The sequence below is a fragment of the Gracilimonas sp. genome (assembly GCF_017641085.1).
Lineage (GTDB): Bacteria > Bacteroidota > Rhodothermia > Balneolales > Balneolaceae > Gracilimonas.
The window spans coordinates 37,642-50,009 of sequence record NZ_JAEPPI010000003.1 but is presented as its reverse complement, the minus strand read 5'-3'; the positions used below and the strand labels follow the sequence as shown (position 1 = coordinate 50,009).

General features: G+C 44.6%; 13 protein-coding genes. 9 read left to right on the top strand and 4 right to left on the bottom strand.

Features of this window, described 5'->3' with window-relative positions:
- Nucleotides 1–95: 95 nt before the first annotated feature.
- Both JJ941_RS15315 and JJ941_RS11260 read right to left on the bottom strand, forming a co-directional pair.
- Complete coding sequence (locus JJ941_RS15315) at nt 96–383, bottom strand: helix-turn-helix transcriptional regulator (protein ID WP_366069251.1); 288 nt, start codon at nt 381–383, stop codon at nt 96–98.
- A gap of 161 nt (nt 384–544) precedes the next feature.
- Entirely contained in the window at nt 545–1,666 is a 1,122-nt protein-coding gene (locus tag JJ941_RS11260) for a tyrosine-type recombinase/integrase (RefSeq protein WP_290965169.1), read from the bottom strand.
- Nucleotides 1,667–2,504: 838 nt separating this feature from the next.
- On the opposite strand from JJ941_RS11260, the gene proS reads away from it, so the two are divergent.
- From proS to JJ941_RS11225, 7 genes are all read left to right on the top strand, one after another.
- On the top strand, nt 2,505–3,971 hold the full coding sequence (proS, locus tag JJ941_RS11255; RefSeq protein WP_290965167.1) for a proline--tRNA ligase: 1,467 nt from the start codon (nt 2,505–2,507) through the stop codon (nt 3,969–3,971).
- A gap of 111 nt (nt 3,972–4,082) precedes the next feature.
- Nucleotides 4,083–5,582 carry an NAD(P)H-hydrate epimerase gene (locus JJ941_RS11250; RefSeq protein WP_290965165.1) on the top strand — a complete coding sequence of 500 codons (1,500 nt, stop codon included), beginning with the start codon at nt 4,083–4,085 and terminating at the stop codon, nt 5,580–5,582.
- Nucleotides 5,583–5,585: 3 nt separating this feature from the next.
- Nucleotides 5,586–5,993 (top strand): VanZ family protein, encoded by a 408-nt coding sequence (locus tag JJ941_RS11245; protein ID WP_290965162.1) that lies wholly within the window; start codon nt 5,586–5,588, stop codon nt 5,991–5,993.
- A 64-nt stretch (nt 5,994–6,057) separates the two neighbouring features.
- Nucleotides 6,058–6,699: an energy transducer TonB gene (locus JJ941_RS11240; protein ID WP_290965159.1), complete on the top strand. Its 642-nt coding sequence runs from the start codon at nt 6,058–6,060 to the stop codon at nt 6,697–6,699.
- 92 nt (nt 6,700–6,791) lie between these two features.
- Nucleotides 6,792–7,448 carry an energy transducer TonB gene (locus JJ941_RS11235; protein WP_290965157.1) on the top strand — a complete coding sequence of 219 codons (657 nt, stop codon included), beginning with the start codon at nt 6,792–6,794 and terminating at the stop codon, nt 7,446–7,448.
- 124 nt (nt 7,449–7,572) lie between these two features.
- Entirely contained in the window at nt 7,573–8,226 is a 654-nt protein-coding gene (locus JJ941_RS11230) for an energy transducer TonB (RefSeq protein ID WP_255134615.1), read from the top strand.
- 237 nt (nt 8,227–8,463) lie between these two features.
- Complete coding sequence (locus tag JJ941_RS11225; RefSeq protein ID WP_290965154.1) at nt 8,464–9,117, top strand: energy transducer TonB; 654 nt, start codon at nt 8,464–8,466, stop codon at nt 9,115–9,117.
- A 55-nt stretch (nt 9,118–9,172) separates the two neighbouring features.
- Here the strand turns inward: JJ941_RS11225 and JJ941_RS11220 are convergent, their stop codons facing one another.
- Together JJ941_RS11220 and JJ941_RS11215 are read right to left on the bottom strand one after the other, a co-directional pair.
- A complete protein-coding gene (locus JJ941_RS11220; RefSeq protein ID WP_290965151.1) occupies nt 9,173–9,598 on the bottom strand; it encodes an NUDIX hydrolase in 426 nt (141 codons plus the stop codon).
- Nucleotides 9,591–9,920 (bottom strand): DUF1844 domain-containing protein, encoded by a 330-nt coding sequence (locus JJ941_RS11215; RefSeq protein WP_255134612.1) that lies wholly within the window; start codon nt 9,918–9,920, stop codon nt 9,591–9,593. The genes JJ941_RS11220 and JJ941_RS11215 overlap by 8 nt, the downstream gene beginning before the upstream one ends.
- A 121-nt stretch (nt 9,921–10,041) precedes the next feature.
- On the opposite strand from JJ941_RS11215, the gene JJ941_RS11210 reads away from it, so the two are divergent.
- Nucleotides 10,042–11,253, top strand: coding sequence for a DUF1015 family protein (locus JJ941_RS11210; RefSeq protein WP_290965148.1), 1,212 nt, complete (start codon nt 10,042–10,044; stop codon nt 11,251–11,253).
- A gap of 33 nt (nt 11,254–11,286) precedes the next feature.
- On the top strand, nt 11,287–12,366 hold the full coding sequence (gene serC, locus JJ941_RS11205; protein ID WP_290965146.1) for a 3-phosphoserine/phosphohydroxythreonine transaminase: 1,080 nt from the start codon (nt 11,287–11,289) through the stop codon (nt 12,364–12,366).
- Nucleotides 12,367–12,368: the final 2 nt, after the last annotated feature.

Genomic DNA, 12,368 nt, shown 5'->3' with positions numbered 1-12,368 from the left:
GGGGGGTATCATGGGGGGCATCATGGGGGGTGCGTAGAAAAAAAGCTTACTTCTAGCCATTTTTTGACTCGACGGAAATAGCTTTTTAGACTAATTCACTTGAGACCCAAGTCTTGTAGTTTTCGCCCTAACTTATCATCGGCTGCAAGTTTAAGAAAGTCTTTATGAAGATTAAGTACCCTGAGTACATTGAAATAAGCCCCAAGAGCTACTGAAGGCTTCCCGCGCTCGATATTATACAACGTAGTGCGATTAATATTTGCCCGCTCGGCTACTTGGATAGTGGTAAGCTTTCTCCTTTTTCTAGCCAACTTAATATTCTTGCCTAATTGGTCCAGAATTGTTTGATGCTGAGGAAATATGTGTTGCTTTTTTGACTTCATAATGTTGAATATATTCATCAATTTTGTGCTATTTGTGGATAATATACAACATTATCTGTTTTCAAAGCGATCTGTTCAAATCTACATAGCAGTATCATGGACTATTAAAAAAAGGGGCTTAACCCAAGTCGCCCCTTTTCAGTTTGTTGATTAATAGTTCACTACCCAATCATATTCGCCACGTCCCGATAATTGAGGGCATCGGTGTGATCGTAGAAGCTGGCGGTAACCTGTACACTGGAATGCGCCATAAGTTTACTTACCGAATAAATATCAGCTCCATTTTCGAGAAGGTGCGTGGCAAATGAATGACGAAGGCTGTGGAATTTAATCTTGTTGGGGATTCCAATCTCTTCTTTCGCCCGGTTAAACATGGTCTGTATTCCGCTAACGGTGTAACAGCCACTGCTTTTTTCTTTTTGCACCACATAGGTGTCTTTGAAGGAAATGCCATCATACCAATGGGGATTTTCCTTCTTGCTCTTTTTGGCCAGCGCATGCCAGACCTGCACAATATTGAACGCCTGATTATTCAGAGGCATAGTGAAGGCCTTTTTGCCTTTCATAATCTCAGCTGGGAAATGAATGTAGCGCTCTTCAAAGTTGACCATCCTCCATGTCATTTTGGAAATCATCCCAATTCGAGCTCCGGTGTTGTACCCAAACCGAATCACCAGCCCGATCATCGTACCCTGCGTATGTTTTAGCAGTCTTTGGATTTGATCTTTAGAGAGCTCTTCCCGACGGTCATCCACTTCAAACATGTAGCCTTGCCCACGAAACGGATGCTTTTGGATGTACTCGTTATTCTGCCCCCAGTTGAATCCGGCTTTGATACTCCGAAGTTCAATATTGATGGTGGTCTTTTTAACCCCGTCTACATTGAGGCGATGAAGTTTATAATCTTGAATATCGGAGCGCTGGTAGCTATTTACGTTTTTATTTCCGCAGATGCTCATGAACCGGTTCATGGCATTCACGTAAATAGGCACGGAGTTCTCGGCCATGTTATTCTGCACGTGCACAAAATATTTGTCTTTCAGGAAGTTGCTGAACTTTTCATTGATTCGGCGTCGTTCCTTTTTTTGGGCTTTGTCCTCGAGCATACGCTCTATGCCCAATCGCTCGGCTTTTTTCATGGCCGCATCTCTGACTTTCTTGGTAGCCCGAAGCGGATAGCTTATCCCGGTTGAAAGCGTCCGCCTTCTTCCGTTCGTTTCTCTGTATTGAACATAAAGTTGATATTTCTTGCCTCGTTTAAACGGATAAATTGCATAATCCATAGCACCTGTATTTTTTGGTTAAATGAACAAGTGCAAGCTCGGGGATCGGGAGTTTTTTTATTCCGCTGAAGAGAAAATTTCACCGGAGGAACCGATGAAAAAAGTACGAAAAGTCATGCCGTCTAGCTGCGTTTTTTTCAACTGGCGGCAGAAAAAGAGGGGCTTAAACACCTGTAAATGGCGATTTTACAGATTATGAGTCGTGCGCTCTAACCATCTGAGCTACCACGGCATCTTTGAATCGCCACGAAATCTCAAAAAACACTAAAATTTACTTTTGTGCTTTAGAGCTTTAGTGGCCCTTTTCAAGAAGGGCATCAAATATACGGCATTCTGAAACAAAGGGTAAAACATTTTTTTGTGGATGTGCTTCATTAATAACAATCTGAAATCGTCAGTCCCTGATAATCTTAGTACAAGGTTAATACTATTTAATCGGCCTTAGAAAAAGGTGCGTCAAGAAGATGATGTAATGAAGCGTTAAGAAAGAAATCATACCGCTGAGAAATCAAGAAGCAAACAGAGCACGGGAAGGAGCATTGATTTCTTTTAGCGAAATGAAGTCAGCTTTAGCCCCTTTTTCGCAGCGGGGAGTTTTTGGTTCTTTTGTCGGCACAAAAGAACAAGCAAATTTGTAAAGGCTCTAACACTTATTCCACTTGAAGATGGAGCTTTCCGGAGTGCACTAAGAAGCAGGAGCTTCATAACGAGAAATAAGATGAATATTTAAGTTATAAAGGCTGATTAAGCACAAAAAGTTTTCGTCTTCATTGCCTTATTCTCTACGCTACATTTCTTAACTTCACCCTTCAAGTAAAAAATCACATTAAACAGGTTCATGGCACAAAAAATAACTTCACAGGAAAAAGATTATTCACAATGGTATCTGGATGTAGTCCGGGAAGCTAAACTGGCCGAGCACTCTCCCGTGCGCGGAAGCATGGTGATTCGCCCGAATGGTATGGCGCTCTGGGAAAACATGCGCGAAGCCCTGGACCAGATGTTTAAAGATACCGGCCATGAAAATGCCTACTTCCCCCTGTTTATCCCAAAGTCATTTTTATCTAAAGAAGCGCAGCACGTTGAGGGCTTTGCCAAGGAATGTGCAGTAGTTACTCACAGCCGACTCAAAAGCGTGGATGGCGGAGTGGAAGTGGATCCCGAATCGAAGCTGGAAGAAGAACTGATTGTACGTCCTACTTCAGAGACCATTATCTGGGACACCTACCGCGGGTGGATACAGTCGTATCGAGACCTTCCCATCCTTGTAAATCAATGGGCGAATGTAGTCCGCTGGGAAATGCGTACCCGTTTGTTCTTGCGAACCATGGAATTTCTCTGGCAGGAAGGTCATACGGCTCACGCCACCAAAGAAGAGGCTGAAGCAGAAACGCGCCAGATGCTGGACGTATATGCTACTTTTGCTGAAGAATTCATGGCGATGCCGGTCATTAAAGGGGTAAAAACAGCCAGCGAACGATTTGCAGGTGCTGTTGAGACCTATTGTATTGAAGCCCTGATGCAGGACGGAAAAGCTCTGCAGGCCGGAACATCCCATTTCCTGGGACAGAATTTCGCAAAAGCATTTGATGTAAAATTTCAGGACAAAGATGGCGAGCATAAACTGGTTTGGGCAACCAGCTGGGGCGTTTCCACCCGGTTAATAGGCGGTTTGATTATGACTCACTCCGATGATCAGGGACTGGTGCTTCCTCCTAAACTGGCCCCTACCCAGGTTGTAATAGTGCCTATTTACCGAAGCGATGAGCAACGTGAAGCTGTACTCGAATACGCCGATAGTATCCATGATGAGTTGAAAGAGTTGGGAGTCCGCATAAAAGTGGATGACCGCGACAATCAAAATCCGGGCTATAAGTTTGCTGAACATGAAGCTGCCGGCATCCCATTAAGAATAGCCGTTGGCCCCCGTGATCTGGAAAACAATAATGTAGAACTGGCGCGCCGGGATACCAAAGAGAAAAACATTGAATCCCGGGAAGGACTCAGCAAGCGCATCCAAAAGCTGCTGGCTGACATTCAGGATGAATTGTTCACCAAAGCTAAAGAACGACGGGAAGAAATGACTTCACACGTTGATTCTTATGACGAGTTCCGCAAGGTGATTAAAGACAAAGGCGGCTTTGTTTGGGCTCATTGGGATGGAACGGCGGAGACCGAAGAAAAAATTAAAGAAGATACCAAGGCAACCATTCGCCTGATTCCGCTTGAGGATGGGGAAGAAGGAAAATGTATGGTAACCGGGAAGCCTTCTAAGCAGAAGGTGTTGTTCGCTCGGTCGTACTAATTTTTTAACGCGAAGGTCGCTGAGATATCGCAAAGAACGCTAAGAATTTTACTCTGCGATCTTTGCAAGCACTCTGCGCCTCTGCGTTTAATTTAATTTTAGCTAACGGAAATGGATTTAGTTCCTCATTCATATTATTTATGCTCGGCTGAGCAATCCCGGTTTATGGATGAGAAGACCATCTCGGAGTTTGGCATTGATGGTTTTACCCTGATGGAAATTGCCGGAACACGGGCAGCTGATTTTATTCAGTCCCGGCTCCCTTCAGGCTCACATGGGGTTTTCTTTTGCGGAAAAGGGAATAATGCCGGAGATGCGCTGGTCATGGCCCGGCTCCTCTCCCAACAGGGATTTAAAATTACGATTTGTTTTTTATCCGGAACCGGTGACCTGAGCCCTGATACCCTGGAAAACCTTGGGCTGCTCCAAAAGCTTGATGAAGACATCGAGCTGCTGGATTGGGAAGATTTCAATCCGGGCGCATACGACTTTATCGTTGATGGCATGTTAGGAACGGGACTGAACTCAGACGTCCGCGCACCCTACTCCGATGCCATATCATGGATTAATAAACAGGGAGTCCCGGTGTTTGCTTTGGATGTCCCCACCGGGTTGCATGCTGATTCGGGGCGCATTCTTGGAACTGCGGTTCAGGCCGATTTCACGCTGAGTTTCGGTGCCTTAAAAACCGGTTTTTATCTGAACCAGGGCTTTGATACGTCCGGAGAAGTTATTCTGTGTGAACTTTCCTTCCCCAACAAGTTTAAAAAACCTACTGCCGCATTAATTGACAGAAGCTGGGTCGAAGCAGCTTCCCCATCCCCAAAAAGACAGAAGCACAAATATGATGGCGGCGTACTTTATATCATAGCCGGATCAGAGGGATTGACCGGAGCCGGAATTCTTGCTGCAAAAAGTGCCTGGTCGGCAGGACTCGGAGCTGTGGTCCTGATCACCCCAAAAGGATTACTCGAAATTTATGAGAAGCAGCTGGTACAGATCATCAAGAAACCGGTAGGAGGTCGTGATGATGTGTACTTCAAGGAAGAACATGTTGAACAAGTGCTGGACATCATCGCCGAAAAGCACGGAAAAGTTTTAATTGGTCCGGGACTGGGAAGGCAGCAGGAAACCATCCGGTTTACCCAGAGCATACTCCTGAATTTTGAAGGTGATGTACTCATAGATGCCGATGCTTTGTTTGCTCTTTCCAAAATGGAAAATCGAAAACGGCCTGAGGGTTCAAATTGGGTTTTAACACCTCACCCCGGAGAGTTGAAAACGCTGTTTAATCAGCAGCTAGAAGATGATTTTGACCGGCTCAACCTCACCAAACAGAAAGCAAGAGAAGAAAAAATCACCTTATTGAGTAAAGGAATGCCATCCATTGTTGGAACAGAAACCGGAGATGCGTATTTAACAGGATACGAAACCCGTATCTTTGCCCGGGCCGGATTCGGAGACGTGCTGGCCGGAAAAGTAGGGGCTTATTGGCTGAAATATTCATCATCTGAGCTGGCTTGTTTTTACGGATTATTGGACGGCTTCCAGAAAGCACAACAATATTTTGTGGAGAACTCCGGTTCTTTAGCACCTATTGATATTATCTAACGAATGACAAAACCGACCAAAATCCTGACCCGATCGGTCAAACTTTATCTTACGCTCTTGATTATTTCTACCGGTGCCATCTTATACGGAACGCTTTTTCCGGTAAGCTACGATGTACCCCGGTCACTTTTAGGTATGGATAAATTGGTTCACCTCATCATGTTTGGTGCCTGGACCTTCTTTTTTGGCCTGGTTCGCTTTCTGAAAGATAAATTCAAGCTTATCCCTGTTTTTATCGTGGGCACCCTATTCGGGTTGATTGTAGAAGTACTTCAATATCTGTTGCCCACGGGAAGAAGCCCTGAGTTCATGGATTTTATTGCCGACCTGTCCGGAACCGGCCTTGCCATTTTGGTTCTCTACATTCTTGCCAAAAAAGTGCCGGAATTTAACACTGACCCCGCATCATAATGTGATTACAAGTGCCCGTACGGATTAGTTAATTGGTGTAACTTTTAAACTAATCCATATAGGTATGCGCTCTTCAAAATCCACTTTCGATCTTCGTAAAAACTACACCCTGCTATGCGAATTGGGATTAATTGCAGCACTTCTGATTTTCATTGGGGCCTTTAAATTTCATTTACCGGTTTCAGTAACCGACGGCTCTGACTTCATTATCAAGGATGAGCCTCCCATCGTTCTTTCTCCAATCACTAAACAGGAAAAACCGCCTGCTGAACCTCCTCTTGCTCGCATTCCCGCTGCAGTACCCAATGACGAACCAATTGAAATACCCGACATCGAATTCCCTGAGTTCGGCGATACCGGATCGGCACTATCCTTACCTCCGGAAGAACCCAAAGATGAGAAACCCGAGATTCTTGATCAGGTACAGTTTATGCCCAAAATTAAAGGTGGAATCAAAGCCCTGTACAGCGACATCACCTACCCTGAACTCGCAAAAAGAAATGGAATTGAGGGAACCGTTGAAGTCCGCTTTGTTGTGAATGAGAAAGGTGGAGTAGAAGACCCTGAAATTATCCGGGGCATCGGTGCCGGTTGTGATGAAGAGGTTCTGGAAGCCATCAAGCTGCAAAGCTATACGCCGGGGATTCAAAATGGTAAGCTGGTAAAAGTACGTATGAAACAGCTGGTTCACTTCAGGCTGAAATAGTAGCTAATGGGGTAATAACGAGTGCTTTTTTCGTCAATTTTACTATTTTAAAAGGTGTACTGATTTTATAATAGCATTTTAGACTGGTGCTTATGCTTCGAAAAGTTCCATCAGCTGATTTAAAGTTGAGTTACCCTCTGGTGATTGAGGGCGGGATCATTATTGCGCTTGTGCTAATGATTGTAGCAACCAAAATTCAGCTTCCGGAACAAGGGGCAAATCAAATCTCCTATGTGAAAAGTGAAGAAACGGCACTCATTCTCCCCCCATCCGTTTCAGAAACCCGAGCGATTAAGAGGCAACCACCGGTTCCGACCGTTCCTGTTAACATCCCAAATGATGAGCCTATAGATCCCCCGCACATTGAAATCATCGAGTTCAATACTACAGACAGACTTATGGTTCCTCCCTTGCCGGGACAAATTTTTGTAGATGTAAATCATGATCTTCTTAAAGATATTGAGCAACTCCCGGTGATGATTGGTGGTGAGGATGCGTTCAGACAAAGCATTGAATATCCGGTGATGGCTCGTCGCATGAGAATTCAGGGCATTGTGGAAGTGGAATTTGATGTTGATGAACATGGCCGCGTTCACAACCCGGTTATCGTTCGGGGAATTGGCGGCGGTTGTGATAAAGCTGTATTAAAGGCCATTAAAATTCAACGGTACAAACCCGGAAAGAAAGCAGGAAGAATAGCCTCATTCCGAATTAAAGAGACCGTTCAGTTTATACTGCTGGATGTTTGACAAAAACCTGCACACTAAAAAATTGTTTAAAGAGTTAAATTACTGTTCTGCCACTTGCAGAGTATGTATAAAATCACGTTCTTTTCAACTTATCGTTACAACAGATAAACATTGTATTTGAATTATGAGAAATGAAAGAAAATCACCTAAAGCAGATCTGAAAAGGTCTTACACTGTCTATCTGGAGGCAGGTTTGATTATTGCTCTGCTTTTTATGATCACAGCCGTTAAGGTTACGATCGAAACTGAGCCCCCGAAAGCAATTGCTCTTGATGAGCAGGAAGTTGTTGAGATGGAGGAAGTAATCCAGACCAAACAAATTGAAACCCCTCCACCACCACCTCGTCCACCGGTCCCGGTCGAAGTTCCCAATGATGAAATTATTGAGGACGAAATGATTGACCTTGATGCCGAACTTGATATGGACGCCCCAATGGATTTACCTCCACCTCCTCCTGAAGAAGAGGAAGAAGAGGATTTCTTCGTGGTTGTAGAGCAGATGCCGGAACTGAAAGGCGGTATGGCTAAACTTCAGGGTAGTGTGAAATATCCCGAAATGGCACGTCGCGCAGGTATTGAAGGCCGCGTTACCGTTCAGTTTATTGTAAACGAGCAGGGTAAAGTTGAAAACGCCCAGGTTGTTCGTGGAATTGGCGGTGGTTGTGATGAAGAAGCCCTGAAAGCCGTTCAAAAAGCGAGCTTTACTCCGGGTATGCAGCGAGGACGACCTGTACGTGTACAGTATGCCTTGTCTATCAACTTCCGATTGGAAAACTAATTCAAATACATTTGTTGAGTTATTTTAAGGTGTGGCTTTTCGGTCACACCTTTTTTTATGCATTTTACTTTTTTTGCCTCCTCCTTATTACGACCCCGGCATTGTCACGATCCTGATTTGCAATCCAATAAAATCTTTATTAGTTAGTTAAGAAAACGATATAAGTCGTTGTTTTGTTGATACTAATGAGTTTACCGGACCCCTAAGTGCCGAATTATTTAATTACAGGGAGGAACCATGAGAAACGAGAGAAAGTCACCAAAGGTTAATCTTAGGAAATCTTACACCATCATCCTGGAAGTGGGAACCATATTTGCCCTGCTTTTCATGATTGCCGTGGTAAAAGTTAACATTGAAGCTGAGCCACCTAAAGAAATTGCACTGGATGAGCAGGAAGTCGTAGAGATGGAGGAAGTCATTCAAACCAAGCAAGTGGAAACTCCGCCTCCACCACCCCGGCCACCGGTTCCTGTTGAAGTCCCCAACGATGAAATTATCGAGGATGAGATGATTGATATGGACGCCGAGCTGGATATGGATGCGCCCATGGATCTTCCACCACCCCCGCCTGAAGAAGAGGAAGAAGAAGATTTCTTTGTGGTAGTGGAACAAATGCCGGAACTGAAAGGCGGCATGGCTAAACTTCAGGGAAGTGTTAAGTATCCTGATATGGCCAGAAAAGCCGGAATTGAAGGGCGCGTTACTGTTCAGTTTATTGTGAATGAACAGGGTAATGTTGAAAATGCACAGGTTGTACGCGGAATTGGCGGTGGTTGTGATGAAGAGGCTCTGAAAGCTATCAGGAAAGCTGAATTTACTCCCGGCATGCAACGGGGACGCCCGGTACGGGTACAATATGCCCTTTCTATCAATTTCCGTCTGTCAAATTAATCCTCTAATATTTTAATCATAGAAACTAAGGTGTAGCCAATGGGTTGCACCTTTTTTATTGACTGAATTTTTCCAGGATTTCCCTGAGGTTATCGAAACCGGCTCTATCGATCGCTTTCCGGAATGGCACCCATTCTACTTTTTCAATTCCCTCTTTTTTCTGAGGGGTAAATTCCTCTTGCCGGGTTAAAATCATGGAATACCACCAGGTGGTTTTACCCATCACCTTTCCTTTTTCAGGGTACTCATGATAGGTAGTGCCGACTTCGCTCACCAAAGCAGGCAAACTAATGCCCACTTCTTCGGATACTTCACGGACCGCACACATTTCCAGCGATTCCCCTTTTTCCAGTTTTCCTTTTGGGAGATCCCAGTACCCGTTTCTGTAAATCATCAATACTTCGGGTACTGTTGAACCATCGGAATGCCTGAAAACAATACCGCCGGCTGCTTTTACCGGCTTTGCTTCCGGGTTACTCATCTTCTTTTTCGGGAGCTTCTCCGGATGGGGCGTTGTTCTCTTTTTTCTTTTCTTCTGCATAATTCAGGCGCAGATTAGTGAGGGCCTGATCCAGGTAATTTGCAGATTCCTTAGAAAGATTCCCTTCCGTGAATTTCTTCAGCATGCCCAGGGTATCAATAGCATACTTGGCGGATGATAAATCTTTCTCTGTTTGGCCTGTCTCAGGGTGTTGAATCTTACCAAGCCCCATCATTGCAATTTGCTGATGTTGCTGAACCAGCATCATAAACAGTAGTTGTTCCTGCTGTTCTTCATTCAGTTTATTACCGTTCTCGCTCATATTCCTTTTCTTTTATTATTCGTTGATTGCTTCCCTAAATTAAAGGGCTTTCCGGTTAAATAAAGTTCAATTTTCTGTACATTAAGCGCTCCTAAGGATAACCAAAATCAAAAACTTTTTTATGGCCGTTATTAAGCCTTTTAAGGCATGTAGACCACACCCGGAGTTCGCAGAAGAAGTAGCCTGTGTTCCTTATGATGTAATCAATACCAGCGAAGCAAAACAGCTTGCCAAAGGAAAACCGAATAGTTTCTTAAATGTCATTCGGCCTGAAATTGACCTTCCGGCCAAAACCTCGGTTTATGATGCCAAGGTATATGAGAAAGGCCGGGAAAACCTTCATTCCCTGCTACAATCTGATGCTTTTATTCAGGAAGATAAGCACGCCCTCTATATTTACCGGCTGATTATGAACGGCCGTTCTCAAACCGGAATATTTGGGTGTGTGAGCGTTGACGATTACAACAATGACGTAATCCTGAAGCATGAACTTACCCGGCCTGACAAAGAAGACGACCGCACCAAACACATTCTTACACAACAAGCCCATGCTGAGCCCGTCATGCTCACATTCCGTGATACCGGCTCTGTCACCCATTTTATGGATAATCATATGGATCGGAATGATCCTGTTTATGACCTGACAACTGAAGACGGCATTCAACATACCATTTGGAAAGTTGAGGCTTCAGATACCTTGGTTTCAGAGTTTCAGAAGATTGCCAGGTTATATGTGGCAGACGGACATCACCGCTGCGCAAGTGCTGCGAGAGCAGCCAAAGAGCAGGCTTCGCAAAATCCTGCTCATGACGGAAGTGAAGAATACAATTTCTTCCCCGCTGTGCTTTTTCCTATGGATCAAATGGAAATACTGGCCTATAACCGCATTGTGTTTTCCATTCCTGATAACTTCCTGAAACAGCTGGAGGAGAAATTCACGGTTCAGAAAAAAGCTAAACCGGTTCCTGCTAAAAAAGGAATGGTTTCTTTCTATGTAAATGACAACTGGTATGGCATTACCCTTAAGCCTTCGGAGAACACCGACCCTGCTTCCAACCTTGACATCTCATTACTGCAGAACCAGGTTCTTACACCTATTCTTAATGTTAAAGATCAGCGAACCGATCCCAACATAGATTTCGTTGGCGGCATCAGAGGCACCGATGAGCTGGAAAATTTAGTTGATAACGGAGAAGCTTCGCTTGGCATCAGCCTGTACCCAACCAGCATTGAAGAACTGCTGGATGTTTCTGATGCGGGACAGCTCATGCCACCAAAGTCAACCTGGTTTGAGCCTAAACTGCGTTCAGGTTTATTGGTTCATACTTTTTAGATCTAACAAATTCACTTAATACGCAAAGCCGATATGAAACGCGTTCACAATTTTAGTGCAGGTCCCGCAGCCCTCCCTTTGGAGGTTTTGGAGATTGTACAGGATGAGCTTCTTGATTACCACGGAACCGGGACTTCAATCATGGAGAAAAGTCATCGGGGAAAAGAGTACACCAAAGTGGATGCCGAAGCCAAAGAACGGCTAACCCGGATATTAGGGCTCGGGGATGATTTTCATATTATGTTTTTGCAGGGAGGAGCTACCGCCCAGTTTATGCAAGTACCCTTCAACTTTTTGGAAGAAGGGCAGACAGCCGATTATATCAACACCGGCGTTTGGTCGCAGAAAGCCATTAAAGAAGCCCGGCTCTTTGGCAATGTACACATTCCGTTCAGCAGTGAAGACGAGGATTTTACCCGTGTTCCTGCCAATGAGGAATTGAGGCTTTCAGAGAGTCCAAGGTATGTTCACTATACATCCAACAATACCATTTACGGAACTCAGTTCAGGACCGAGCCGGATTCGAATGGAGCTCCGTTGGTATGTGATGCTTCATCCGACTTTATTTCCCGCCCTATTGACGTAGCTCGCTATGGACTTATTTATGCAGGGGCTCAAAAAAATCTGGGGCCTTCGGGGGTAACGGTGGTTATCGTCAGGAAAGACTTCCTGCAGACCAACACCAAGCAAAACATTCCTACTTTCCTGAATTATCATTCTCACAGCAAACGCATTTTCAATACGCCGCCGAGCTTTGCCGTTTATATGGTAAACCTGGTTTTGCAGTGGGTGGAAGACAAAGGAGGCATTCCCTACTTCCAAAAACTCAATAATCAAAAAGCAGAACTGCTGTACAACACTATTGATCAGGACGATTTTTACACCGGAACAGCTGATGTTGATTCCCGTTCTAAAATGAATGTAACCTTTCGGCTGCCAACCGAAGAACTGGAGCAGCGGTTTATTTCTGAAGCGGAAGAACTTGGCTTGGTGGCTTTAAAAGGACATCGAAGTGTGGGTGGCATTCGTGCCAGTATTTACAATGCCTGTGCTATGGAGTCGGTAAAAGCACTGACTGATTTCATGAAAGAGTTCCGCTCAAAAAGGGGATAGAA

Bases quoted from the DNA above. Each gene is read 5' to 3' on its own strand.
- JJ941_RS15315 (WP_366069251.1), bottom strand. From the start codon at position 383: ATGAAGTCAAAAAAGCAACACATATTTCCTCAGCATCAAACAATTCTG.
- JJ941_RS11260 (WP_290965169.1), bottom strand. From the start codon at position 1,666: ATGGATTATGCAATTTATCCGTTTAAACGAGGCAAGAAATATCAACTT.
- proS (WP_290965167.1), top strand. From the start codon at position 2,505: ATGGCACAAAAAATAACTTCACAGGAAAAAGATTATTCACAATGGTAT.
- JJ941_RS11250 (WP_290965165.1), top strand. From the start codon at position 4,083: ATGGATTTAGTTCCTCATTCATATTATTTATGCTCGGCTGAGCAATCC.
- JJ941_RS11245 (WP_290965162.1), top strand. From the start codon at position 5,586: ATGACAAAACCGACCAAAATCCTGACCCGATCGGTCAAACTTTATCTT.
- JJ941_RS11240 (WP_290965159.1), top strand. From the start codon at position 6,058: ATGCGCTCTTCAAAATCCACTTTCGATCTTCGTAAAAACTACACCCTG.
- JJ941_RS11235 (WP_290965157.1), top strand. From the start codon at position 6,792: ATGCTTCGAAAAGTTCCATCAGCTGATTTAAAGTTGAGTTACCCTCTG.
- JJ941_RS11230 (WP_255134615.1), top strand. From the start codon at position 7,573: ATGAGAAATGAAAGAAAATCACCTAAAGCAGATCTGAAAAGGTCTTAC.
- JJ941_RS11225 (WP_290965154.1), top strand. From the start codon at position 8,464: ATGAGAAACGAGAGAAAGTCACCAAAGGTTAATCTTAGGAAATCTTAC.
- JJ941_RS11220 (WP_290965151.1), bottom strand. From the start codon at position 9,598: ATGAGTAACCCGGAAGCAAAGCCGGTAAAAGCAGCCGGCGGTATTGTT.
- JJ941_RS11215 (WP_255134612.1), bottom strand. From the start codon at position 9,920: ATGAGCGAGAACGGTAATAAACTGAATGAAGAACAGCAGGAACAACTA.
- JJ941_RS11210 (WP_290965148.1), top strand. From the start codon at position 10,042: ATGGCCGTTATTAAGCCTTTTAAGGCATGTAGACCACACCCGGAGTTC.
- serC (WP_290965146.1), top strand. From the start codon at position 11,287: ATGAAACGCGTTCACAATTTTAGTGCAGGTCCCGCAGCCCTCCCTTTG.